21 protein-coding genes are annotated in these 24,404 nt (G+C 39.5%); 11 read left to right on the forward strand and 10 right to left on the reverse strand.

Annotation, left to right across the window (positions count from 1 at the left end; all coding sequences use genetic code 11):
- Positions 1-67: 67 nt before the first annotated feature.
- From uxaC to AKG37_RS16335, 3 genes are all read right to left on the reverse strand, one after another.
- A complete protein-coding gene (gene uxaC / locus AKG37_RS16325) occupies positions 68-1,501 on the reverse strand; it encodes a glucuronate isomerase (RefSeq protein WP_060699772.1) in 1,434 nt (477 codons plus the stop codon).
- 109 nt (positions 1,502-1,610) lie between these two features.
- Complete coding sequence (locus AKG37_RS16330; protein WP_060699773.1) at positions 1,611-2,708, reverse strand: Gfo/Idh/MocA family protein; 1,098 nt, start codon at positions 2,706-2,708, stop codon at positions 1,611-1,613.
- Positions 2,709-2,769: 61 nt separating this feature from the next.
- Positions 2,770-3,936 (reverse strand): Gfo/Idh/MocA family protein, encoded by a 1,167-nt coding sequence (locus tag AKG37_RS16335; protein WP_060699774.1) that lies wholly within the window; start codon positions 3,934-3,936, stop codon positions 2,770-2,772.
- Between the two features lie 356 nt (positions 3,937-4,292).
- Between AKG37_RS16335 and AKG37_RS16340 the strand changes: the two genes are divergently transcribed.
- The 4 genes from AKG37_RS16340 to AKG37_RS16355 all read left to right on the forward strand — a co-directional run bounded on the left by AKG37_RS16340 (position 4,293) and on the right by AKG37_RS16355 (position 8,578).
- On the forward strand, positions 4,293-4,970 hold the full coding sequence (locus tag AKG37_RS16340; RefSeq protein ID WP_060699775.1) for a GntR family transcriptional regulator: 678 nt from the start codon (positions 4,293-4,295) through the stop codon (positions 4,968-4,970).
- Positions 4,971-5,006: 36 nt separating this feature from the next.
- Entirely contained in the window at positions 5,007-6,104 is a 1,098-nt protein-coding gene (gene uxuA, locus AKG37_RS16345; protein ID WP_060699776.1) for a mannonate dehydratase, read from the forward strand.
- Positions 6,098-6,940, forward strand: a complete 843-nt coding sequence (locus AKG37_RS16350; protein ID WP_060699777.1) for an SDR family oxidoreductase — start codon at positions 6,098-6,100, stop codon at positions 6,938-6,940. Before uxuA ends, AKG37_RS16350 begins: the two co-directional genes overlap by 7 nt.
- A gap of 84 nt (positions 6,941-7,024) precedes the next feature.
- Positions 7,025-8,578: an MFS transporter gene (locus tag AKG37_RS16355; protein WP_060699778.1), complete on the forward strand. Its 1,554-nt coding sequence runs from the start codon at positions 7,025-7,027 to the stop codon at positions 8,576-8,578.
- A 152-nt stretch (positions 8,579-8,730) separates the two neighbouring features.
- Here AKG37_RS16355 and AKG37_RS16360 read toward each other — a convergent pair whose 3' ends face one another.
- Together AKG37_RS16360 and AKG37_RS16365 are read right to left on the reverse strand one after the other, a co-directional pair.
- Positions 8,731-10,164: an amino acid permease gene (locus tag AKG37_RS16360; RefSeq protein ID WP_060699779.1), complete on the reverse strand. Its 1,434-nt coding sequence runs from the start codon at positions 10,162-10,164 to the stop codon at positions 8,731-8,733.
- A gap of 252 nt (positions 10,165-10,416) precedes the next feature.
- Complete coding sequence (locus AKG37_RS16365) at positions 10,417-11,028, reverse strand: dienelactone hydrolase family protein (RefSeq protein WP_060699780.1); 612 nt, start codon at positions 11,026-11,028, stop codon at positions 10,417-10,419.
- Between the two features lie 280 nt (positions 11,029-11,308).
- Here AKG37_RS16365 and tcyA point away from each other — a divergent pair, with 280 nt between their 5' ends.
- Genes tcyA through AKG37_RS16380 form a run of 3 tightly spaced genes read left to right on the forward strand, consistent with a single transcriptional unit; the run spans position 11,309 to position 13,559 of the window.
- The gene (gene tcyA, locus AKG37_RS16370) at positions 11,309-12,124 is read left to right on the forward strand and encodes a cystine ABC transporter substrate-binding lipoprotein TcyA (protein WP_060699781.1); all 816 of its coding nucleotides are present in this window, start codon (positions 11,309-11,311) and stop codon (positions 12,122-12,124) included.
- The gene (locus AKG37_RS16375) at positions 12,111-12,803 is read left to right on the forward strand and encodes an amino acid ABC transporter permease (protein WP_060699782.1); all 693 of its coding nucleotides are present in this window, start codon (positions 12,111-12,113) and stop codon (positions 12,801-12,803) included. The genes tcyA and AKG37_RS16375 overlap by 14 nt, the downstream gene beginning before the upstream one ends.
- A gap of 12 nt (positions 12,804-12,815) precedes the next feature.
- Positions 12,816-13,559, forward strand: a complete 744-nt coding sequence (locus AKG37_RS16380) for an amino acid ABC transporter ATP-binding protein (RefSeq protein ID WP_060699783.1) — start codon at positions 12,816-12,818, stop codon at positions 13,557-13,559.
- Between the two features lie 40 nt (positions 13,560-13,599).
- Here the strand turns inward: AKG37_RS16380 and AKG37_RS16385 are convergent, their stop codons facing one another.
- The 3 genes from AKG37_RS16385 to AKG37_RS16395 all read right to left on the reverse strand — a co-directional run bounded on the left by AKG37_RS16385 (position 13,600) and on the right by AKG37_RS16395 (position 18,598).
- The gene (locus AKG37_RS16385) at positions 13,600-13,884 is read right to left on the reverse strand and encodes an AbrB/MazE/SpoVT family DNA-binding domain-containing protein (RefSeq protein WP_060699784.1); all 285 of its coding nucleotides are present in this window, start codon (positions 13,882-13,884) and stop codon (positions 13,600-13,602) included.
- A gap of 109 nt (positions 13,885-13,993) precedes the next feature.
- A complete protein-coding gene (locus AKG37_RS16390) occupies positions 13,994-14,554 on the reverse strand; it encodes a class D sortase (protein WP_060699785.1) in 561 nt (186 codons plus the stop codon).
- 6 nt (positions 14,555-14,560) lie between these two features.
- Positions 14,561-18,598 carry an isopeptide-forming domain-containing fimbrial protein gene (locus AKG37_RS16395; protein ID WP_060699786.1) on the reverse strand — a complete coding sequence of 1,346 codons (4,038 nt, stop codon included), beginning with the start codon at positions 18,596-18,598 and terminating at the stop codon, positions 14,561-14,563.
- 544 nt (positions 18,599-19,142) lie between these two features.
- On the opposite strand from AKG37_RS16395, the gene AKG37_RS16400 reads away from it, so the two are divergent.
- The 3 genes from AKG37_RS16400 (at position 19,143) to AKG37_RS16410 (ending at position 21,246) form a co-directional block, all read left to right on the forward strand.
- Positions 19,143-19,787, forward strand: coding sequence for a YczE/YyaS/YitT family protein (locus tag AKG37_RS16400; RefSeq protein ID WP_039182975.1), 645 nt, complete (start codon positions 19,143-19,145; stop codon positions 19,785-19,787).
- An 82-nt stretch (positions 19,788-19,869) separates the two neighbouring features.
- Positions 19,870-20,460, forward strand: a complete 591-nt coding sequence (locus AKG37_RS16405; RefSeq protein ID WP_060699787.1) for a hypothetical protein — start codon at positions 19,870-19,872, stop codon at positions 20,458-20,460.
- Between the two features lie 93 nt (positions 20,461-20,553).
- Complete coding sequence (locus AKG37_RS16410; protein ID WP_060699788.1) at positions 20,554-21,246, forward strand: 4'-phosphopantetheinyl transferase family protein; 693 nt, start codon at positions 20,554-20,556, stop codon at positions 21,244-21,246.
- Here the strand turns inward: AKG37_RS16410 and AKG37_RS16415 are convergent.
- Complete coding sequence (locus AKG37_RS16415) at positions 21,243-22,580, reverse strand: aminotransferase-like domain-containing protein (protein ID WP_060699789.1); 1,338 nt, start codon at positions 22,578-22,580, stop codon at positions 21,243-21,245. The genes AKG37_RS16410 and AKG37_RS16415 overlap by 4 nt on opposite strands.
- Positions 22,581-22,706: 126 nt before the next feature.
- Between AKG37_RS16415 and AKG37_RS16420 the strand changes: the two genes are divergently transcribed.
- Positions 22,707-23,624 (forward strand): DMT family transporter, encoded by a 918-nt coding sequence (locus tag AKG37_RS16420; protein WP_420805467.1) that lies wholly within the window; start codon positions 22,707-22,709, stop codon positions 23,622-23,624.
- 35 nt (positions 23,625-23,659) lie between these two features.
- Here the strand turns inward: AKG37_RS16420 and AKG37_RS16425 are convergent, their stop codons facing one another.
- Complete coding sequence (locus AKG37_RS16425; protein WP_060699791.1) at positions 23,660-24,400, reverse strand: thioesterase II family protein; 741 nt, start codon at positions 24,398-24,400, stop codon at positions 23,660-23,662.
- Between the last annotated feature and the right edge of the window lie 4 nt (positions 24,401-24,404).

The raw sequence follows: 24,404 nt of genomic DNA on the forward strand, positions 1-24,404 counted from the left end.
CAAAAACTGGACATGAGTACCTCATGTCCAGTTTTTTACTTTATTTATCATCATTCTTCATATATTTTTAATTCGTTTTTATTGGTACTGTCTCATTTATTTCAATGTTAAAATAATTCACGGCATTGTGATAACAAATATCTTTGACCATTTTTCCTATAAATTCGTAATCCCTTGGAAGCTCACCATTTTCTATCCAAGTCCCAAATAAATTACATAAAATTCTTCTGAAATATTCATGGCGAGGGAACGATAAAAAGCTTCTTGAGTCTGTAAGCATACCTACGAAAGTACTAAGCAAACCTATATTAGATAATGTTTTCATTTGATCTAGCATGCCGTCTTTTTGATCATTAAACCACCACCCGGATCCAAATTGAATTTTTGCTTTGGCATCAGAAGACTGAAAATTCCCTATAGTAGAGGCTACAATCGCATTATGAACGGGATTTAAATTATAGATAATGGTTTTAGGTAAAAGGTTATCTTTGTCTAATTCATTTAAAAAACCATTTAAATGTCTTGCTAGGTGGAAGTCAGACATAGAGTCGTACCCACTATCTTTTCCCGTTAACTTGAACATTCGTGTGTTATTATTCCTTAAAGCACCTATGTGTAATTGCATGGTCCAATGAAGAGAATGATATTTCTTACTCAAGTGAATAAGAGTGTTTGTTTTAAATTTATTTATATCCTCTAAGGATAGTGTTTTTCCTTGCAGCGCACGTACAAATATAGAAGACACTTCTTGATCAGTAGCTGGTGAAAATGGAAATATTTCAAAACCATGATCAGAAATTCTGCATCCATTCGCATGAAAATAATCAATTCGTGAATGTAATGAAGCGATAAAGTTTTCATATGTTAAAACAACGCCGTTGATTGAATCACCTAATTTTTCTATATAATTTACAAAATTTGATTGTTCAATATTTAAAGCTTGATCCGGTCTAAATGTAGGTAGGACCTTAGTTGTAATTCCTACATCCTTACGTATGATTTGATGAATTTCTAAAGGATCGATTGGATCATCAGTCGTACATACAACTTTTACATTAAATTTTTCTAAAATGCCATTTGTGGACATGTTACTTTCATTTAATCTCTCATTACAGATATCCCAAACTTTATGTGCATTTTTTTCTGAGAACAACTCATTTATATTGAAATAACGACTTAATTCTAAATGTGACCAATGATAGAGAGGGTTTCCTATTGTATATGGAACCGTTCGGGCCCAAGCTAAGAATTTTTCCTTGTCACTTGCATTCCCCGTGATCAATCTTTCTTCTACGCCTAACCATCGCATAGCCCTCCATTTATAGTGATCTCCATTCAGCCAAATATCAGTCATATTTTCATATTTTTTGTTAGTAGCAATTTCATCAGCTATTAAATGCGTATGAAAATCATAGATTGGCATATTTTTCGCGTAATCATGATAAAGAACTTTTGAACTTTCGTGATTAAGCATCATATCTTCGCTTAGGAATGCAGACAATATCGTCACCTCTATGCATTTTATAGTTTCTTTATCCTTCAAACTTATGTTTAGAAAATCTCAATTAAATGAAATAAGGTGTTATTAACAAAAATAACACCTCACTTTTTTAGATCTTACTTAATTCAAACTCCGTATTTACGTAGATTGCGTCTCGTTGTGCAATTAAGCATAGTTCTGCGGCTTTAAAAGTATGTTCTTGAGTCATAGCATTTTCAGTATCGTTTAAACAATCTAAAATAAGTTCACCAAAGTAAGGGAATCCTACTTCTCCATTTAGAGAAAAATGTTGCTCTGTCTGTTGATTTACTAAGTATAGATGGTCTCCTGTTTTATCCCTTGCTATGTCTACGTATTTGCGAATTTCAATATACCCATCTGTTCCAAGAATGAATGTGCGCCCATCCCCCCAAGTACTAAGGCCATCAGGAGTCAGCCAGTCTACTCTAAAGTAGTTTGTAGCCCCATTATCAGCAATCAAAGTAGCATCACCAAAGTCTTCTAATTCTGGATATTGATGATGTTTATAATTGCCCACTTTACTATGTACAACTTTTGCATCTTTTGCGCCAGAATAGAAAAGGAATTGTTCAATTTGGTGACTACCAATATCACATAGAATACCTCCATAATACTCCTTTTCAAAAAACCAGCTTGGTCTGCTTTTTACATTACTACGATGCGGGCCAGTTCCAAGAACTTGTACCACTTTTCCAATTGCTCCTTGTTCAATCAATTGACCAGCAAATACGGCACTCTCTACGTGCAAACGTTCACTATAATAAACAGCCCATTTAAGCCCCGTTTCAGCTGTTTTTTTACGAGCAAGCTCCAATTGTTCTAACGTTGTAAAAGGGGATTTATCCGTAAAGTAATGCTTACCATGATCTAAAACACGCAGCCCTAAATCACAGCGTTTAGATGTAATGGCTGCGCCTGCCACGAGCCTTACATCTGGATCTTCAAGAATTTCTTTCTCACTTTTGGCTACCTGTACCTCCGGATATGCTTTACAAAATGCTTGTACTTTTTTCTGATCATGATCATAAACCCATTTTAATGTAGCCCCAGCCTCAGTTAATCCATTGCACATTGCATAGATGTGTCCATGATCAAGACCTATAGCTGCCATTACGAATTGTCCTTCTGTAACAACAGGGGCACTTTTTCCCTTAGGAGCATAATTCATTCCATCACTTTTCTGCATGATTGTTCCTCCTCAAGCTAGCTAGTTTATTTTTAATACTGATAACTTAAAAGCGTTAGACTCATTTTTTCTCGTAATTTCCTCCAACGGTTATCGTATCGTCTGAAAAATTTTCTACACTGCTTTGTTTTTCATAAAAATGCTTAACGTTCGCGAGCATTCCTTCACGTGTATAAAAAGGATCGTCTGCTAAAAGAGGAAGCTTCACATGAACACCTAGGTTTGCAGATTTATAGATGGCTGTAATAAGTTCTAGTGTTTTTCTTCCTTCTGTTCCATCAATTAGAAGCTTCTGGTTACCCTTGATAGCCATTAAAAAATTATTTATTTGTCCTTTATGCCCTTCAAATAGTAATTCCGGATATTGATTAAAAGCTTCCTGAATACGATTTTCTAAATCCTCATCATTTTTCTCTTGAGGAAACCCATTTTCTTTAGCCATTTGAGCATTTACTTTCCATGGGACAGATACTCTAGCTTTTTCACCTTGAAAAATCAGTTGTTGTTCTTCTCCATGATGAACAACAGAACTGGTTACTTGTGCTAAGCTACCATTTCCATAGCGAAGTACAGCAATAGAAAGGTCTTCAACCTCTGCATTATCATGCAAGGTATTACTAGTTGCTGCAAAAATGTCAGTCGGCAATCCTAACATCCATTGCAACATATCAATATGATGGACAGCATGATTAAGTGTACAACCTCCACCTTCTTTTTCCCATGTACCGCGCCACCATAAATCATAATAACTATGACCACGCCACCAAAAAGAATCCACTTGAGTATGAGCGATTTTTCCAATTAGGTTTTGATCAAGTACATGTTTTAATCTCATAATGGGCGTCATAAACCTGTTTTGAGCAACAACGGATAAAAGCTTCTCGCTTTCAATAGATGCTTTTATCATTTCGTCACATTCTTTTAGAGAAGAAGCCATTGGTTTTTCTACTAAGACATGTTTGCCTGCTTTAAGAAAATCGATGGCAATGGTTGCGTGCATATAAGGAGGTGTACAAATAGAAACGGCATCAATAGTAGGATCATTCAATAACTCTTGGTAGTTAGCGACAACTCGTGCTTCTAGGTTATATTTTGTTGCTGCAGACATTGCTTTTTCAGGATAAATATCAGCTAAAGCTACAATTTTACTCATTTCAGGCATTGCAAGATAAGCCTCGATATGGGCAGTTGCAATAGATCCAGTTCCTATAATTGCGATGTTGGACATATCAATCTTTCCCTTCTGCAAGAAGATAAATTTTCACTTCTAATAACGAGATAGCGCTTTCAAAAAACTTAATGATTCACCTAACTTATAGATCAGAGCACCGTTTGTTTTAATAATATTCTAGTTATACTAGTATGGTAGCTCAAAAACATTATAACTCAACCTTTTTTAATTTTGTATAGTTTTTTGAATTTTCTTTTTAATATCCCACACTTTTATGATTGATAATGACTTACATGGTTGGAATCATCAAGAGTTATAAATGCTCGCAGTACAAATATTCAGAAAAATGAAATTAGCATCTACCATTCTAATGCACTTGTATGGTAGTATGTTAGAGAAAGGAGATTAGAATAATGAATATTGATTTTAAAAACCAAAACCTCTCTACGAGAGAACAAGTTTACAATATGCTAAAAGATCAAATATTAAGCCTGAAGCTTCCACCTGGGACAAATATTTCTGAAAAAGAAATATCAGTTCTATTTAATGTGAGTCGAACTCCTGTAAGAGAAAGCTTTTTAAAATTATCTCAAGAAGGATTGTTAAGTATCTATCCTCAACGAGGTACATTTGTTTCTTTAATTGATTTGAACCTTGTGGAGGAAGCACGGTTTATGCGAGAACATCTCGAGAAGGCAGTGATTAGACTAGCCTGTCAGGAACTTTCTGAAGAGTTGATTAATGATTTAGATATGAATTTAAGTATGCAAAAAATTTGCGTTAAGAAAAAAGACTATAAAAAAATGTTTGAATTAGATGAGGAGTTTCATAGAACTATTTTCAAACGGTGTAAAAAAGAAAAAACATGGTTAGTTATTCAACAGATGAATGTACACTTTAATAGGAGTCGCATGTTAAGGCTAGTAACAGATTATAATTGGGATGATATTTTTTCTCAACATGTAAATATCTTCAAAGCTATACAAGATCAAGATGCTAATAAAGCTGAAAAAATCATGGAAGAGCATTTGAAAATTGCACTTGTTGATAAAGAACTATTGAAGAAAGAATATCCAAATTATTTTAAATAAAAATAGGTTGTTACTTATATTTAGGGGTGATGGTTGATGAGGATGACATTTAGATGGTTTGGAGAAGGAAACGACACGATAACACTGGAACAAATAAAGCAGATTCCAGGAGTGGAAGGAATTGTTTGGGCACTGCATGATGTGCCCGCAGGAGAAGAGTGGCCAATAGAAAGAATATTAGAAATGAAAAAATTAGCTGATAAACATAACCTTCATATTGAAGTGGTTGAAAGCGTGAATGTTCATGAAGACATTAAGCTCGGACTTCCAACTAGAGATCGATACATAGAAAATTATAAGAAAACAATTCAGAAGCTAGCAAAGGTGGGTGTTAAAGTCATATGTTATAACTTTATGCCTGTATTTGATTGGATCCGTACAGACTTAAATAAAACACTTTCAGATGGCTCTACAGCTCTATTTTATGAACATAGTCGAATTAAAGATATTGATCCGAAAGATTTAGTAAATAAAATTAGTGAGAACTCCAGTTTAACCATGCCAGGTTGGGAACCAGAGAGGTTAAACCACCTTCAACAACTTTTTGAAGCCTACAGAAATATAACAGAAGATGATTTATGGGCCAACTTAAAATATTTTTTAGATCAGATTATTCCAATTGCAGAACTTCATGATATTAAGATGGCTATTCATCCTGACGATCCACCTTGGCCTGTCTTTGGTCTACCGCGAATAGTAACTAACCAAAAAAACATCAGAAAAGTTTTACAACTAAATAGCAGCCCATATCATTGTTTAACGCTCTGTACAGGATCTTTAGGAGCAAACTTAGAAAATGATTTAGTTTCTATGATTCACGAATTTATTGATAGAATACCATTTACTCATATAAGAAATGTACGTGTATATGATAATGGGGACTTTGTTGAAACATCGCATCGATCAAAAGATGGTTCGGTAGACGTTTCAGCCATTATACACACTTATTATGAAAGCGGATTCAAAGATTATTGTAGGCCCGATCATGGAAGACACATTTGGGATGAGCAATGTAGGCCTGGATATGGTCTTTATGATAGAGCACTTGGAATTATGTATTTGTGGGGAGCTTGGGATGCTTTAAAAAATAAACATTCTGTACGAAAAGAAGCAAAGGAGGAAGCTGCATGGTAAATAAAAATTTAGATGGTAAAGTAGCTGTCATAACAGGAGGAAGTGGAGTACTTTGCAGCGCCATGGCAAAGGAACTTGCTAGACATGGCGTGTCTGTGGCTATTTTAAATAGAACAGTCGAAAAGGGTGAAAAGGTAGCCGAAGAAATTAACCTTATGGGCGGGAAAGCGATTGCTATTAAATGTGATGTTATGAATAAAGAGAGTGTTGAACAAGCCGAGAAGATTGTAACAGAGGAATTAGGCATGTGTACAATATTGATAAATGGAGCTGGTGGTAATCACTCAAGTGCAAATACAACCAACGAAATATTTCAAACAGAAGACCTTACTAATCCTAAGGTAAGTACTTTTTTTCATTTAAGTACAGATAGTGTGCAAAATGTATTTGATTTAAATTTTATGGGGACTTTCATTCCTACACAAATTTTCACTAAAAATATGGTTCATCAAAAGGGAGCAGTTGTCATCAACATGTCATCTATGAGTGCCCCTTCTCCTATGACCAAAGTCCCTGCTTATAGCGCGGCAAAAGCAGCAATTGAAAATTTCACCAAATGGTTAGCTGTTCATATGGCTGAGGCAGGAATTAGAGTAAATGCTATTGCACCGGGCTTCTTTTTAACCTCACAAAATAAAAACCTTCTCCTAACTGAAGAAGGAGATTATACAGAGAGGTCTCATAAGATTATTTCAAACACACCAATGAGAAGATTTGGTACGCCAGAAGATCTTCTTGGTACCCTATTATGGCTTGTTGATGATCATATGTCAGCATTTGTTACCGGCGTGACAATTCCTGTTGATGGAGGTTTTATGGCGTATTCAGGTGTTTAATATTTTTATTTTTTTCCTTGTCATACATCTTTATTTTATATGTTTTTTTAAATTTATAAGTAGGCTTGGAAAGGAGAAATAAGAATGCAGACTGAGAACAGGAAACTAACACTCAAAAATTATATTGGTTATGGAACAATGGATTTATTTGGAGGGGGAGCATTCGCTATAATAGGCGCATGGATGTTATATTTTTTCATTACATACTGTGGTCTTACCCCTGTTGAAGCAGGATCTATTATTGCAATTGCTCGTATTATTGATGCTATAGCAAGCCCAATTATGGGCCATATCACTGACAATTTTGGTCGTACAAAACTTGGGAAAAAATTTGGAAGACGCAGATTCTTTTTACTAGTTGGAAGCCCTTTGATGGTTATTTATTCTCTTCTTTGGATTTCTGATATGAATTACTGGTACTATTTAACGGTTTATATTTTGTTAGAATTCCTTGCAGCAATGGTATTAATTCCATTTGAAACACTTGGAGCTGAAATGACTAATGATTTTAATGCACGGACCAAGCTCTCAACAATAAGATTAATCTATTCAGGACTAGGAACATTTTTAGCTACCTTTATTCCAGGCAGATTATTCGAAATATTCGGAAAAGATTCACCTCAAGTTTTTCTTTACAATGGGATTATCTTCACCTTTATTTTTATGGCTGCATTATTAATTACACATAGAACAACATGGGAACGTAAAATAGAAGAAGACATGATAGAACCTGATGGTGTAGAAAAAGTACCTGCTATAGAATCCATAAAAAAAGTCATCATTGACTTAACATCTACTTTTAGAATTAGAAGTTTCCGTCAGCACCTCACGATGTATATTTGTTCGTTTACTGCCATGGATATTTTAAACGCTGTCTTTGTCTACTTTGTTGTGTTTTCTTTAAATAAAGATGCAGTGCTCGCAGCCGATTTATTATCTATTGGTTCATTACTTCAAATGGTATGTACAATATTGTTTGGTTGGCTCGTAATTAAAATAGGTCCTGCGCCATCTTTGAAAATATCTTATATTGCTATTATTACATGTATAAGCGGTTATATATTTTTATACTTCACACAACCAACTTATATGATTATAGCGCTGTATGCTTTCTCTGTGATCTTAGGCATCGGAAAGAGTGGATTATATTATATACCATGGAATATTTACACTTTCATTCCTGATGTAGATGAAATGGTCACTCGTAAAAGAAGAGAAGGAATATTTGCAGGTATTATGACTTTTACACGCAAGAGTACTACAGCTTTAGCCACATTCTTGGTAGGAGTTATTTTACAGGAAAGTGGATTCGTTGCAAATGCGACGACACAGTCTACTACAGCAATTAATGGGATTGTAGGTATCCTGTTTTTCGGAACTGTAGGGCTAGTCGGTATTAGTTTAATTATTTCATTTAGATTTAAATTATCTAAGAAAACTCATTCCATTATGATTAATGAAATTAATAGGTTAAAGAATAATGGTTCAATGGAACAGGCTGATGATGAAACAAGACATGTTTTGAAAGCGCTAACAGGATGGAATTACGAGAACCTTTGGGGTAATAATAACGTAGGATATCAGAATAAGCTCCAAAATTTAGAACAACAAGATTTTAAACAGCAGGATATGAACTAACTTTGGTTGTTAGTTGAGAACTACAGCTCAGTTAAATAGTACTTCTATTGATATGAGCAGTTCCAGAATCACTTCAAGAAAAAAACACCTTCAGATTGATATCAGAGGTGTTTTAAAATATCTTATATTCTTACATTTCGTGTTTTTTGATTTTAAAACCGGATCTCGTCATCTCCATGGATTTGCAGATTCAGCGGCTCACTTTGTGCCTGATGCTTTTTCACATAGCGATGGTAGACAACATATCCAATGATCATGAGCGGTACGCCGACATATAACCCGATGCGCTGCTCTTGATCAAAGGCAAGGCTGACCAACACGATGGTATTCAGTGTGATCGCAATGATTGGCAGCACCGGATAAAGAGGGGTTTTAAATTTTAAGTTTTCCAACTTTCCGCCTGCTTTCAAGTATTTTCTACGGAAAAGAAGCTGTGATAATGTAATCGTGATCCAGCCTGTCTGAGCGCTCATTCCGGCAATGGACACGATCCATGCAAATACCGTTTTCTCTGCAAAAAACCCGGATAACAGCGAAATCCCTGTAAACAGGAACGTGAGCAGTAAGGCATTCATCGGAATACCGCGCTGATTGACGCGTCTAAATGCTTTTCCTGCCATTCCTTCCTTCGATAAGGAATACAGCATTCTCGTTGATGCATACAAGCCAGAGTTGGCAACAGATAATAAAGCAATGATAATAACAAAGTTCATAATGTCTGCTGCAAAAGGAATGCCCGTTCTCTCAAACACAGTAACAAATGGACTTTCTAGCACACTCGCTTCCTTCCAAGGCACCATACCCGCTAAGACGAAAATCGATAAGACGAAAAAGACGAGTGTACGCCATACGGTCTGATGAATCGAGCGGGGAACGGTTTTCTCAGGGTTTTCACTTTCTCCTGCCGCAATCCCGATCAGCTCTGTCCCTTGAAACGAAAAGTTCACCGTAATCATTGTGACCACAACAGCGAGCAATCCATTGGGAAACAGCCCATCACTCACAAAATGACTGAAGTACGGTGCGGGCTCACCGCTCGTTGTTTGAATAAAACCAAACATCGCTGCTCCGCCTACGCCAATAAAGAGTAAGATCGCAATTATTTTAATAGTTGAAAAGAAAAACTCCGACTCCCCGAACGCTTTCGCCGAGCGGGCATTTAATAGGAAAAGACAGATTCCGAATATGAGACACCAAATCCACACATCCACTTGCGGAAGCCAGCGTCTCATCAGCTGCCCTGCTGATAAGAATTCTAGGGCGACCGTTGCCGCCCAGCCGAGCCAGTATATCCAGCCAACTGCAAAACCAGCTGCCGGGCTGACAAATTTGGTCGCATACGTATGAAACGACCCCGACACAGGAAGTGCAACAGACAGCTCCCCAAGACACAGCATGGTTAAATACATAATCAATCCGCCCACAATATATGAAAGAACGGCTCCGACTGGTCCTGCTTGTCCAATCGTATAGCCCGTCCCTAAGAAAAAGCCCGTTCCAATGACACCGCCAAGTGAAATCATAAATAAATGACGGGAGGTCATCGCCCTTTTTAATTGTTCAGGCTGATTTTGTCCAACATCCACAATGATGCCCTCCTTCTTCTAAGATGCTCAGTTATCAAAACATGTCTCCATGTGATTCATTCCATTTTCAAAATAACCTACTAATTATACATCTTTTATAATAAATATGCTTCCTTCTATGGTCACTGTCTCAAAGTCTTTATTTTAGTAATGTTCGCACAACTATGCAGTAGATTTCACCATATAATCGGACCCAAAATATTTGCACTAAAAAACCAGCATGGCACATCATCTTCACACACTGGTTTCACCTCATTCTTTTAACAAACACCCTTTGATAAAATCATCTATTTCCTGAAAACAGCGATTTTTCGATTCAGCGTGAAAAGCCGTGGAATATGGATTGGCGAATCCATGCTCTCCCTCTACTATTGTTACGCGAAGTTTTTCCTTTTTCTCCAAAACACTCGCAAGCTCCTGGGGGTTAAAGGATGCTTCGACTTCCGGGAAAAATAACAGCGTTTTGCAGGCAGGCACAAGATCAATGTCATCTCTGATCCTTGAACCATAAAATCCAATGACTCCAGTAAACAACTGCTCATATTGACTGCATCGCCAAGCAATGGTTGCCCCCACACTAAAACCTATCAGAAAGATGTTTATCTCAGCATTTTTCGATTTTAACTCTTTTGCCACATTCAGTACGTTCATTATCGGCACATCAAAACCAACTTTATTCATAAAATAGCCGTATGCCTCTTTCTCTTCGACATAAGAGAATTGTTTCGCCTGTCCTAATAAATGAGGACAATAAACCTCAAAACCCGCTTTGTCGAAATGATGGATCATACTCTTCATATGATCATTTATTCCGTATATTTCGTGTATTAAGATCAAGACAGGTTTTTGTTTAGATGTATGCAAATGATCACACTTCCCTTTTGTTCACTGTAGGACCACTTCATTTTCTTAGAGAGCTCATCACAGCATATTTTACCATTAAATAGGTTATCTAACATTCTTGATCATGCGTTTGGTTTTATTCATTTTTTGATTTGGGTATAGTTCTACGTTTGTCCGTTCGACCATTTGAGGGCATAAAGTTGGTGAGATTCGCTCAAGCTAGTTTCAAATGCTTTACTTTTAGGTTGCTTCTCTGTAAGATCATATGTTGTAAATACCAACAAGAAAAGTGGGGAATAAAATGAAAAAAATGTTCTTTGCCATTATTTTAGGCGCTTGTGTTGCATTGATCACTGCATGTGGATCTGCTGCAAACGACAACGCTAATAAACAATCTGGGTCTAAGGAATCGGGTGACCTTTGGAAATCCATTCAGGACAAAGGTGTATTAACGATCGGAACAGAGGGTACTTATGCTCCTTTCACCTTCCATGACAAAAAGACAGATAAATTAACTGGCTACGATGTAGAAGTCATCACAGAAGTAGCCAAACGTCTTGACTTAAAACCTGAGTTCAAAGAAACACAATGGGACAGCATGTTTGCTGGACTGAATTCAAAACGTTTTGATGTGGTAGCGAACCAAGTTGGTAAAACTGGACGTGAAAAGCAATACGATTTCTCTGATAAATACACAACGTCTCAAGCGGTTGTTGTGACAAAATCAGATAACAACGACATCAAGAAGCTATCCGATGTCAAAGGAAAAAAAGCAGCACAGTCCTTAACAAGTAACTACAATAAACTAGCAACAGATGCTGGTGCTAAGATTGAAGGCGTTGAAGGTCTTGCACAATCGATTCAATTGATTCAGCAAGGACGTGCTGATCTAACGTTCAATGACAAGTTGGCCGTATTGAATTACTTGAAAACAAGCGGGAACAAAAACCTAAAAGTTGCATTTGAAACAGGAGATCCTCAAGAAACATATTTTGCATTCAGAAAAGGCAGCGGCGAAGTCGTTGACAAAGTGAATGGCGCATTAAAAGAAATGAAGAAAGACGGTACACTCGCAAAGATTTCTAAGAAATGGTTTGGTGAAGATGTTACAAAATAATATCCTAGGAGTCGTCATTCCTTGGGATCTTCTTCAACAATCTTTTTGGCCAATGGTGATGCAGGGGATTTATTATACAATTCCCCTCGCCATCATTGCCTTTATCATAGGTATATTTATTGCGCTTGTGACAGCTCTTGCTAGAATGTCTAAAATCAAAGCTCTCAGATGGATTTTTTCCATCTATGTGTCGGCCGTTCGTGGAACGCCGCTTTTTGTGCAATTGTTTATTATTTTCTATTTCTTTCCGACATTTAATATCACACTGGATCCATATCCAAGTGCCATTATTGCTTTTTCATTAAACGTAGGTGCGTATGCATCAGAAATTATCCGCGCATCCGTCCTTTCTGTTCCAAAAGGACAATGGGAGGCTGGCTATTCAATTGGGATGACGCACCGCAAAACACTCGTCCGCGTGATTTTACCGCAGGCTGTGCGTGTATCGATTCCGCCGTTATCAAATTCATTCATTAGCTTGGTGAAAGATACATCTCTTGCCTCTCAAATTCTCGTAGCAGAGATGTTCCGTAAGTCTCAGGAAATTGCTGCGGCGAACTTGGATCAAGTATTGTTCATTTATATGGAAGCAGCCCTGATTTATTGGGTATTCTGCTTCATCCTATCACTCGTTCAGCATCAAATTGAAAAACGACTTGATCGATATGTCGCAAGGTAAGGAGGGAACGACATGCTAACAGTCAAAGGCTTAAAGAAATCCTTTGGTGAAAATGAGATTTTAAAGTCGATTGATTTTACGATCAACAAAGGGCAGGTTGTGGCCATTCTTGGTCCATCGGGTTCAGGAAAAACAACGATGCTTCGCTGTTTAAATGCACTTGAAATACCAAATGGCGGCTCCTTTACCTTCGATGATTTCTCGATTGATTTTTCGAAAAAGAATAAATCAGCTGATCTGCTGAAGCTACGCCGGAAATCCGGAATGGTGTTTCAGGATTATCACCTGTTTCCTCACCGTACAGTGCTTGAGAATGTGATGGAAGGTCCTATCCAGGTGCAGCGACGTCCAAAGGAAACCGTTCGAAAAGAAGCCATCCAGCTCTTGCAAAAGGTGGGCCTTGAGGACAAAAAAGATCTGTATCCATTCCAGCTGTCAGGCGGTCAAAAGCAGCGTGTCGGGATTGCCCGCGCACTTGCCATTCAGCCAGAGCTTATGCTTTTTGATGAACCGACCTCTGCGCTTGACCCTGAGCTTGTCGGAGAAGTATTAAAGGTCATGAAGGATCTCGCGAAGGAAGGCTGGACCATGGCGGTTGTGACACATGAAATCAAGTTTGCTCAGGAAGTAGCAGACGAAGTAATTTTCATTGATGGCGGCGTCATCGTCGAACAAGGTCCTCCGGAGGAAATCTTCAAACGACCAAAGGAAGAACGAACGAAGCAATTCTTAAACCGGATTTTAAATCCAGTATGATGAAAAAAGGCTGTTCTCACGTGATGAGAACAGCCTTTTTTTATATCTCTTTTTGCAAACGAAGCGCCAGTAAATCTTGCAGGAGCAGCCTCGCTCCTTCTGGACTGATGACCACTCCACCTGATAGCACCTTGTTAGCGCATGTCACTTGACCAGTTACGATACAGGGTTTGTCCTGCCAATACGGCTGCATGACAATTTGGTCTTCTTCTTGATAGATTTCTATATAATCTTGCGGGCGGATCTTTAGCCTTTTTCTCATATTTGTCGGAAGGACAACTCTTCCGAATTTATCTATATGTCTTACATAGTCTTCATTTAACAAATTGACCCCCTCCTGCATCTCTAGATATGAATAGATGATTCCCTCTTTATCAAGGGATTAAGCGATCAAATCGGTTAATGGAAGGATGAGCTGCAGGCTGTTCCAGTGACTAAATTCTCTTCCCATATATGATATATCTGTTTGGTGCAGGACCAATGAAAGAAAAAGGATAACATGTGGTGAGGACCAGTTCTTCCTTTTCCTGTTGTAGTGTAATAATTTTTTTATCATCTTTCTTCACAATCTTTGTTTTCTCGATTTCATAGACAAAACGTCCATATGAAAGCTCAATAATCAGTTGATCTCCCTCAACAAGTTCTCCTGTTCGTCTGAACACCGTGTCGCGATGCCCTGATAAAACGATTTGCCCGTGCTCGTTTGGAAAATAACTCTCACGAAAGTGACCAACGCCTTTTGCTAAATCATCTGCTTCTGTTCCCTCTACAATCGGCAACTCAGCTTCTAGTTTTGGGATATGCAAGAGCCCAATCGTTTCACCAGCCTGCGGTGCAAAAGGGGAATCCTTTTGCACCTTTTGCTGAATGGCTGCTTTTGCAGACTGAAATGACTGATCTACTTCTTTTTTTCCATCAACGATATTCAAATACCCTACAATCACTAGACAAAGACCTGCTGTAATCAATAGCGCTGAGATGAATTTTTGACACATCGACGTTTATCCGTTTCTTTTTCTTCTCTTCCATACTATAAGGGATGCACCGATCAACACAAGTGTAAATCCTGCCAATAAAAGGTTGTACATCGCAGTTGCAGTATTCGGGAGGTGATGTCCAGGCGTATCCTGTTGTGGCTCAGAAGGCTGCTCTGGATTTGCCGGCACCTCTGGCACATGCGGTGGTTCTACAGTTGTTGAGTTTTCAGGGTTGTCTGGATCATCTACATTCTCACCACTAACGACTGCGATGTTTTGAATGGTTTTCCCTTCCGATCCTTTCGCAACCTTTGCCTCAAATGTGACTGTATGCCATTTGGTATCTTTGATGTCGCCAAATTGACCATTCACCGTACCTTTTGTGAATTCCCCGTTGTCTTCATCTTTTGCATCTGTGACCGCTTGTCCATCTACTTTTAGTGAACCTGCAACATACTCAAGTTCTTCTGGAAGTTTATCAGAGATCACTAGATCTTTAATGACACTATCTTCTACAAGATTCTTTGTTTTGATTGTGTAAAGCAAGGTGTCGCCTGCTTCTACTTGTTTTTCATCTGTATTACCTTTTGCTTTTTGATGAATCTGTGATGTCTTTTCTGATTCAAGTTTTGGATCTCTTGGATCAATTTTTGTTTCGGTCGTCGGTTCGTCTGGTGGCGTATTGCCGCCTGTGACGCTTGCTGTATTTTGAATGGTTTTACCCGCTTGGTCTTTCGTAATCTTCGCCTCAAACGTTACGGTATGCCAGTCCGTATCTTTGATATCACCAAATTGACCGGTCACTGTACCTTTTGTGTAATCTCCATTGTCTTCATCTTTTGCATCTGTCGCGGCTTGTCCATCTACTTTTAATGACCCTTCGACATATGCAAGGCCTTCTGGCAGTTCATCGGAAATCACTAAATCTTTGATCACACTGTCTTCTACACTATTTTTTGTTTTAATCGTATAAAGAAGGGTGTCGCCGACCTGTACTTGTTTCTCATCTGTATTGCCTTCTGCTTTTTGATGATTCTCGGATGTTTTTTCCGATGTAAGCTTAGGATCTCTTGGGTCAATTTTCGTTTCGATTGTTGGTTCATCTGGCGGTGTATTATCGCCTGTTACTTTCGCTGTATTTTGAATGGTTTTACCCGCTTGTCCTTTAACGATCTTCGCTTCAAAGGTCACCGTATGCCAGTCCGTGTCTTTGATTTGACCAAATCGACCGGTCACTGTACCTTTTGTGTAATCTCCATTGTCTTCATCTTTTGCATCTGTGACCGCTTGTCCATCTACCTTCAGCGATCCTTCAACATATTGAAGACCTTCTGGCAGTTCATCAGAAATCACAAGATTGTTGACGATGCTGTCTTCTTCAAAATTCTTAGTTTTAATCGTATAAAGAAGGGTGTCCCCGACCTGTGGTGTCTTTTTATCTGTGTTGCCCTCTGCCTTTTTCTGAATGCCCGCTGTTTTTTCTGATACTAGTTTTGGGTCACGAGGATAAATTTTTGTTTCAATTGATGGCTCATCTGTTGGTGTGTTTTCACCTGTGACGCTGGCTGTGTTTTGAATGTCCTGACCAGCCTGTCCCTTTTCAACTGTGACTTCAAAGGTCACTGTATGCCAGTCCGTATCCTTGATATCACCAAAAGAACCTGTGACCTTTCCATCTGTGTAGTCTCCATTATCTTCGTCTTTCTCATCTGTGACGGAGTCTCCATCAATTTGAAGGGACCCAGTGACATACTTCAGCCCTTTTGGTAATTGATCTGAAATGACTAAATCTTTGATTAGACTGTCTTCTATCGTATTCTTGGTTTTAATCGTATAAAGGAGCGTGTCTCCGACCTCTGGATGCTCTTCATCTGTGTTCCCTTCTGCTTTTTTCTGTAAAACAGCTGTTTTTTCTGAATCGAGCTTAGGGTTACGAGGATAGATTTCTGTTTTTATTGTCGGATCGTCAGGTGGTGTGTTGTCACCTGTGACACTGGCTGTGTTTTGAATGTCTTTACCAGATTGTCCTTTTTCAACTGTGACTTCAAAGGTCACTGTATGCCAGTCTGTATCCTTAATGTCACCGAATTGTCCTGAGACAGTTCTATTTGTGACGTCCCCATTGTCTTGATCTTGCTCATCGGTGACCGCTTGCCCGTCTACCTCAAGGGAATTCGGTACATACGCCAATCCTTCTGGCAGTTCATCTGAGATCACTAAGTTTTCAATAAGACTGTCTTCTATCGTATTCTTGGTTTTAATTGTATAAAGAAGGGTGTCGCCGACCTCTGGGTGCTTCTCATCTGTATTCCCTTCTGCCTTTTTCTGCAGAACCGCTGATTTTTCTGAAGCTAGCTTTGGGTCACGAGGATAGATCACTATATTTGTTGTCGGTTCGTTCGGTGGTGTATTACCACTAGTGACGTTGGCTGTATTTTGAATATCCTTGCCTGCCTGGCCTTTTTCTACCGTCACTTCAAACGTCACGGAATGCCATTTCGCATCTTTCACTTCACCAAACGTTCCAGTGACCGTTCCGTCTGTCATATCACCGTTGTCATCATCTTTTGTATCTGTGACTGGGTTTCCATCTACCTGAAGTGAATTTGGTACATATGATAACCCTTGAGGTAACTTGTCAGAAATCACAAGGTCTTCAATGACGCTATCTTCAACAGCGTTACGGGCTTGAATGGTATACAGTAATGTGTCGCCCACTTCTGGATGCTTCTCATCTGTGTTACCTTCTGCTTTTTTCTGCAAGACTGCTGATTTTTCTGATTCAAGTTTTGGATCACGCGGGTAAATTTCTATGTTTATTGTTGGTTCATTAGGCGGAGTATTTTCTCCTTTTACATTCGCGGTATTTTGAATGTCTTTACCTGCCTGACCTTTTCCTACCGTCGCTTCAAACGTTACGGTATGCCAACCGGTATCTTTCACATCACCTATTTGTCCTGTAACAGTGCCGTTTGTATAATCACCTTTGTCTTGATCCTTTGCATCTGTTACGCTTGTTCCATCCACCTTAAGAGACCCGGAAACATAGGTTAAGCTGCTTGGCAGTTTATCTGATATGATCAGATTTTTGACAATACCATATTGCACAGTATTTTTTGCTTTAATTGTATAAAGTAATGTGTCGCCTACTTCTGGATGCTTCTCATCTGTATTGCCCTCTGCTTTTTGCTGTAAGACAACTGATTTTTCTGATTCCAACTCTGGCGGATATGGGTCGAATTCTGGCTTTACTCGTGAAGCTAGGTCAACTGATAATGAATCTCCAGCCGTACCTAAATAAGTGGTACTTAACGTTTTGGCATCAAGAGTAAATAGAGTAGAATGACCGATAGATTGATCTAAACCTGATTGCAATAGCATTTGTCCATTTGGCAAAAAGCTAATTCCTCGGACGCCTCCGTCAATTGTTTTACCATCCGCATTTTTAATTGGAATGACTCGAATAACTTCAGCCGTATCAGGATTCATTTGTGCAATGGCGCCACTTCCATTTGATGCGAACCATAGATAGCCATCTTTATCAACAACAAGGTCTCCACCGACGCCAGACCCAATGTCGTAGCCTTCAATTTTCTTAGCCGTTTTTTGACCAGTTGCTAAATCGTACGACCCAAGGAAATATTCACCATTCGAAGCATAGGAATGTATATATTTACCGTTGTGAATAACAGCATTTGATGCACTTCCTCCTAAAACACCTACTCTCTGTGCTTGTCCAGTCGTTGCATTTATTTTATAAAGAACAGGTTCTCCGCTTGCTGTTGTTGTTGCATACACAGCGTTCTCTTGATCATTAACAGCAACGCCGTTGACTACATCCGTATTAATCCCTCTCACCTGCACACTTGCCTTAACATTGGTTGGGTTATTCCCATCAAGCTGATAAAGAGTCAATGGGCCCCTTCCAATCATGTAGGAATCTGTGTTATTTACAACCACCGTCCCCGCGGCTTTCGTAACAGCTGGTGAGACTGTTAATAAGTTTCCGGCAATCAGTACCAATATAAGAAATAATTGACTTGTTCTTTTCAAAATGTTCATTCTTTGACCTCCCCTTTTTCTTGCTTATATCGTAATGGTATGTACCAGTTCACCTCCCACACTTTGGTAAATAATATCAGTAACATTTCAAAAGCCTCAACATGACTAAAGAACTATTTTCGACAAAAATAGTCATTTGGTAACAATCTTCTCTTAACACTTGATTTACTTGTAGTTTTTCCAATAAAATGACCAATTTCATCTTAAATTTTTTCATTTATCTTTCCGTTCAAACAGGTCTAATGGCGTAATTTATATACAATCCCTTCTATTTAAAGATAAATATTCTTTAATTGGGTTTAGATTATTTTTTTGTCAATAAATATTGAATTTTTTTCTTGTTCTCTTAAAAAAAGGGAATTATTGGTTTGCTTTGTTAAAAAAAACAATTCGAAAGTCTTGCTGTTTATTTTGATGTTTTAACCCTTACGATTCGATAAAAATCTTTTTTGAAGTAAGCGATTACAACCGAGCAAAGCCATTTAAAGAGGCGGGGGAGTATGTTACGATGGATATCGAGTGTTTAAGAAAGAAGGGAATGCTTTTGAAGCGGGAACATCTTTTACGTTGGTTTTTTTATTTTGTTGGATTGATCGTACTAGCTTTTGGACTATCGCTGACAGTGAAAGGGAAGATCCTTGGAATTGGTCCTTGGGACGCTTTCCACTACGGACTGTTTCAGCATTTTGGACTCACAATTGGACAATGGTCCATTATTATTGGTGCACTTATTGTGACACTGACTTCTGTTTTTACGAAATCATTTCCAAAGATTGGCGCTTTACTTAATATGGTGCTGATTGGCGTGTTTATTGATTTCTTTAATGCGATATTACCTGCACCACATGGATATTTACCGGCCTTATATGTGTTTATTACGGGTGTTGTTGTTTCTGGATACGGCGTTGGCATTTATGTTTCAGCCAATCTTGGCGCTGGGCCAAGAGATTCATTAATGCTGCTCATCTCAGCGAAAACGGGACTGAACGTTCAGTGGGTGCGAAATGGCATCGAGTTAACAGTGCTTTTATTTGCATGGATGCTCGGTGGACCAATTGGCATTGGAACGATTTTGACTGCGATCTTCACAGGTCTTGTCCTTCGTTTCTCCTTGCCGCAATCGACGCGGCTCCTGCAGCTGCTTATTACTAAAACAGCTGAGAAACCTGTTCAAACCCTGACTAGATGAGAACAAGCCATTCTATCATCAGAATGGCTTTTCTTGTGCTAAAATAAATAAACAGAATATTCTCACACGGGAGATGGGACCTATGCAGCTTTTCCACTATCATTACTGGACACCTTTTGTCGAAGAGACCGAACAAACATATCGTTCGCTAGGCTTTGAAGTAAAAGGGCGTTTTACAAAGGATGGCGCCTTTCATCCCCCACTCACTTGGGAAGATTTTAGAGAAGAGCAGCCCATCTTTCGAATCATCGAAATGAGAAAAGGTCAGATCAATATCACATTTGGTTATAGCAAAAAAGTCCTGTTTGATCACATCGGCTTTCTTGTCTCAGACGAAGAATACGATCAGCTGCTTGCACAAGCTAAAGAATTAAACTGGCCGGTCCAAGAAGGGGAACGGAGAACGTTTCTTTCAACACCTCTTCGTTTAAGGCTTGAATTACAACGGCGTACAGATGTCATTGAAACTGGTAACAATGCGCTGCATGCTATGACAATTGTTGTGCCAGATTTATCACAGACATCTGAAGTGGATCAGCTACTATCTTCAATGAAGCAGCCCATTCTCTGGCAAAAAGGAGAGCGGCTTTCCTTGCTTAACGTGATCATGACAGATGATGTTGGAGTTGATACAACTGATCCGAATGGGGTCCACATCGTGAAACAGACGTAAAAGCAGCGAGGATCGCTGTCTTTTTACGTTAATGAACCCTTTTGCACGGCGCTCTTCAATGGTACAATCAATGTAAAAAATTAGAGGTTCGTTATGAAGATTTCTGCTATCCAATTACAACAATTAGATGAAATTGATGCACGACAACAAATAGATCGTCTGAAGCTCTTTGTGTCATCTGAAAAGCGGGCTGCGGCTGATCGCTTTCGTTTTTTAATAGATGCCAGAAGAACCCTGTTAGGTGAGGTTTTCGTTCGTCAAATGATTCATGATCTGTACGATCTGCCTATCGATCAAATCGTTTTTGAAACAGAGGGCAATGGAAAGCCTGTCGTTCGGCATATTCCTTCTTTTCATTTTAATCTTTCTCACTCTGGCGATTGGGTCGTTTGCGCAATAGATGATGCACCTGTTGGCATTGATATTGAGGAGATCAAACCCATTGATCTAGCGATTGCGGAGCGATTTTTTTCGCCCGATGAGTATCAGGATTTACTCTCGCAGCCGGCAGAACGGCGAGAAGCGTATTTCTTTCATTTATGGTCTATGAAGGAAGCCTTTATTAAGCTGACTGGAAAAGGATTATCCTATGGTCTTTCGTCCTTTACAGCCCGTCTGTCAGAGGATGGAAAGGCTACGTTGACATTACCTGATCATGAAGTACCTTGCTTGGTTCAAACATACTCAATTGACCCTCACTACCAAATGGCGGTTTGCACACGAAAATCTGCTGCGGCTGAAAGCGTTGAGACACTCACTTGCAGCGATGTGCTGTCCCGCCTTTAATAACGAACGCTTTGCTGAAATACCGTTTTTAATAGATCAGCTCCGCGTTTGATTTGCTCTTCTTTCACGTGCCAGATGTTCAGCTGAAGAATGGGGTCTTTTTGATAGGTCGACAAGTAATGACGGTCAATTGGCTGAACAGAAACAGATGCCTTTTTCAGCTGCAGAATGAGCTGGTTCATTGGAATCGACCGATCGACACGTAGATGTGTATGGGTAGCTGGCTCCCATTCTCCCAGCTGATAAGCGTTTTGATCATTTTTTAAACTTGCCACCAGCTGCTTGGATCGGCGCCTGTAGGTCGCCTGCATCCTGTCTCTATGCCGCTCAAACATCCCGCTTTTCAAATATATTTCCAAGGCTGCCTGGGATAGCATGGAGCTGTCAATATCAATCAGGCGTTTGTGTTCGCTAAAGGGTTTAATCAGTTCTTCCGGTAAGACGACCGCTCCTGTTCGAAGTCCCGGAAAGATGATTTTAGAAAAGCTTTTTAAATAAATGACCTTTCCTGCCTGATCGTACGAGTAGATCGGGTCTCTTTTTGTGTCGAATTCTAAATCAGCCAAGTAATCATCTTCAACGATGTAGACATCATATTTCTCGGCAAGGGCTGCAATCGTTCTTTTTTCTTGTTTTGAGAAACTCGTTCCTAGCGGGTTTTGAAATCTTGGCATCGTATAGAAAAAACGAATCTCCTCTTCTCGAAAAATACGCTCTAGTTCGATCAGATCGATCCCTTTATCCGTCCGCTGAATTCCTCGCACAGGCAGTTGATTTTTCTGTAAATATTGAAGATATAGGTGATAACCTGGCTGTTCGACTAGTATGGTCTGCTTGCCATTCGGAAAAGGGATCGTGCTTAAAATGGATAACGCGAGCTGAATACCAGAGGTCATGACGATCTGCTTTGGATGAGCAAACACTTGATAATCCATTAACCGCTTTGAAATGACTGGCAGCAGTGATGGCAAGCCGTTGGCTGTGCCGTAAATAAACAAGTCATTTTGATACAAATCGATCGCTTGGTTGATGCAGTGCTGGAAATCGACATACGGGAACACAACGGGATCAGGTGAAGATGAAGCAAAATCAATCCATGTGCCATCCTGCTTGTCTGCAGGCTGCTTTGTTTTCACGACATAATAGCCGCTTCTTTCTACAGAATACAGCAGATGTTCACGTTCCAATGTGTCCAGTGCTTTGATGACAGTGCTTTTACTCACTGCATATTGAGCCGCTAAGTGGCGAATGGAAGGAATTTTCATCCCAGCGCTGTATTCACCAGATTCCATTTTTTCTTTTAAGCTCACGACAAGCTGATCATACTTCCTCACACCAATTCCCCCTTGTACCGGTACAGATATCATGTTCTCTTATTGTACACGTTAGATGATCCGATTACGATAGAAGAACAGAACCGGTCAATTCATTTGAAGCATGCATGCTCGGTAAGGAGTCACATTGTGGACATCTCAAAACAAAAAGCGTATGCTGCCTCGATCGCATACGCCACTATCATTGGTTTTTCATTTTTATTTGTCAAAATAGCACTAGAATCAGCCAATCCCATTGACTTATTGGCACACCGTTTTACCGTTTCTTTTGCAGCCGCTCTATTGCTGTATCCGTTTTTGCGAAAGAAAAATCGTGTCTCTATTCAATGGCGTGATCTTATTTATATCGTACCGTTTTCCTTACTTTATCCTGTCTTGTTCTTTGCTTTTCAAGCGTGGGGATTGATGTTTACATCTTCATCAGAGGCTGGCATCATTCAAGCGACGATTCCTATTTTAACGATGGGACTGGCTGCGTGGTTTTTAAAGGAACGAGCGACATGGATACAAGTACTGTTCACCTTTCTCTCTGTGTGTGGGGTGATGCTTCTCTTTGTCATGAAGGGAATTGATGTAAAACATTCTCACTTGATCGGCTATGTGCTGATTTTACTTTCAGCCTTGTCATCCAGTGCATACAGTGTGTTTGCCAGAGTGATCTCAAAACGTTTCCATGTAATTGAACTCACCTTTGTGACGACCTTCTTTGGCTTTGTCTTTTTCAATGCCGCCGCGCTTATCCGGCATTCAATAAATGGCTCATTACCGGAGTTTTTTAGTCCATTTACACAAGCATCCTTCGTATGGTCGATGCTCTTTTTAGGCATCATTTCATCGCTTCTTACGGCATATTTGTCAAACTATGCACTGTCTCAGCTTGAAGCGGCAAAGGTCAGCATCTTTAACAATTTATCTGCGTTTATCACGGTCGCCGCCGGGGTTCTCATTTTACATGAATCGATGGATTGGTATCATCTCATCGGAGGTGTGCTCGTCATTGGCGGAGTGATTGGCGGGAATGTAGTGAAGAGGCAGCATTCATAATAAAAAGCGGTCCTTTAAATGAGGACCGCTTTCTTTTAATGTCTGATCAATTGTTGATTAGCAGCGAGTTCAATGACATGTCTCATCTGCTCTGCAAATTGCTCAAGATGTGTGTTGATATACATGTGGCCTCCATCGAAATTGGTGCGTTCGATGTTTTTTGCCCATTTTAGCCAGCCGGTTGCATCCTGCATGCATTTCTCATCTTGCTTTCCATTGAATAAATAAACGGGTGTGTCGATGATCGATTGATCGGTGTGCTGGAAGGTTTCCAGCGCCCGGTAGTCTGCACGCAAGGACGGCGTAAAGTAATCCATCATTGGTTTGTTCTCTAATAATTCCTTTGGAATCCCGCCCATTTCGGCAATATGCTGAACAAATGCTTCATTGGATAAATGGGTCAGCATCTGTCGTTTCGTTTGCGGGGGCTGAATGGCTGAGATCACCACTGCTTCAGGATAGATCCCTTCCTTTTCTAGCAGCTGGGTCAGCCTGTACACCACAAGTCCTCCCATTGAATGTCCGAATAGGATAAATGGGCGGTTCAATTGGTGTGTAAGTCCTTCTTTATATAGATCAACCAGCCGGTCAATGCTTGATTCGAGCGGCATGAGATTGGTGCCATGCCCTGGGGGCTCTGCTGCTGTTACCTCAGAAATGTCTTGCAGCTGTTCAAAGAGCGGACGGTACGAGGCGGAATATCCGCCGGCAAAAGGAAAGCAAATAAGCTGAATGAGATCTGATTTTTTTTCAAACGTTTTAAATAATTGATTCATACGT

The sequence above is a fragment of the Bacillus australimaris genome (assembly GCF_001307105.1).
In the GTDB taxonomy this organism is placed as follows: Bacteria; Bacillota; Bacilli; order Bacillales; family Bacillaceae; genus Bacillus; species Bacillus australimaris.

Excerpts from the sequence above, each read along its gene's own strand:
- AKG37_RS16330 (WP_060699773.1), bottom strand. The coding sequence starts at position 2,708 with ATGCAGAAAAGTGATGGAATGAATTATGCTCCTAAGGGAAAAAGTGCC.
- AKG37_RS16335 (WP_060699774.1), bottom strand. The coding sequence starts at position 3,936 with ATGTCCAACATCGCAATTATAGGAACTGGATCTATTGCAACTGCCCAT.
- AKG37_RS16340 (WP_060699775.1), top strand. The coding sequence starts at position 4,293 with ATGAATATTGATTTTAAAAACCAAAACCTCTCTACGAGAGAACAAGTT.
- uxuA (WP_060699776.1), top strand. The coding sequence starts at position 5,007 with ATGAGGATGACATTTAGATGGTTTGGAGAAGGAAACGACACGATAACA.
- AKG37_RS16350 (WP_060699777.1), top strand. The coding sequence starts at position 6,098 with ATGGTAAATAAAAATTTAGATGGTAAAGTAGCTGTCATAACAGGAGGA.
- AKG37_RS16355 (WP_060699778.1), top strand. The coding sequence starts at position 7,025 with ATGCAGACTGAGAACAGGAAACTAACACTCAAAAATTATATTGGTTAT.
- tcyA (WP_060699781.1), top strand. The coding sequence starts at position 11,309 with ATGAAAAAAATGTTCTTTGCCATTATTTTAGGCGCTTGTGTTGCATTG.
- AKG37_RS16375 (WP_060699782.1), top strand. The coding sequence starts at position 12,111 with ATGTTACAAAATAATATCCTAGGAGTCGTCATTCCTTGGGATCTTCTT.
- AKG37_RS16380 (WP_060699783.1), top strand. The coding sequence starts at position 12,816 with ATGCTAACAGTCAAAGGCTTAAAGAAATCCTTTGGTGAAAATGAGATT.
- AKG37_RS16390 (WP_060699785.1), bottom strand. The coding sequence starts at position 14,554 with ATGTGTCAAAAATTCATCTCAGCGCTATTGATTACAGCAGGTCTTTGT.
- AKG37_RS16395 (WP_060699786.1), bottom strand. The coding sequence starts at position 18,598 with ATGAACATTTTGAAAAGAACAAGTCAATTATTTCTTATATTGGTACTG.
- AKG37_RS16405 (WP_060699787.1), top strand. The coding sequence starts at position 19,870 with ATGCAGCTTTTCCACTATCATTACTGGACACCTTTTGTCGAAGAGACC.
- AKG37_RS16410 (WP_060699788.1), top strand. The coding sequence starts at position 20,554 with ATGAAGATTTCTGCTATCCAATTACAACAATTAGATGAAATTGATGCA.
- AKG37_RS16425 (WP_060699791.1), bottom strand. The coding sequence starts at position 24,400 with ATGAATCAATTATTTAAAACGTTTGAAAAAAAATCAGATCTCATTCAG.